Origin of the sequence: Streptomyces beijiangensis (genome assembly GCF_017315755.1) — a bacterium.
Classification (GTDB): domain Bacteria; phylum Actinomycetota; class Actinomycetes; order Streptomycetales; family Streptomycetaceae; genus Streptomyces; species Streptomyces beijiangensis.
Map to the genome: position 1 here is coordinate 1 of NZ_JAFLRJ010001318.1, position 203 is coordinate 203.

Here is a 203-nt window from a genome sequence, read left to right on the forward strand (position 1 = left end):
CCGCCTGGAAGTTCATCGAGTACGCGGTCTCGGCCGAGGCCAACTCGAAGTTCAACGAGTCCGCCGGACAGGTGCCGGCCAACCTCGACGCCGCCAAGGACGACTGGATCCAGAAGGCGGAGCCGACGAAGTTGGCCGCGGACGCGCTGAGCGACGGGTCGACGACGATCGTCCAGCTGCCGTACTACCTGCCCGACTGGAAC

Annotated in this window: 1 pseudogene; it reads left to right on the forward strand. The window is 66.5% G+C overall.

The window, feature by feature from the left end:
* A pseudogene (locus tag J0695_RS41655) lies at positions 1-203 on the forward strand (sugar ABC transporter substrate-binding protein); the annotation flags it as partial.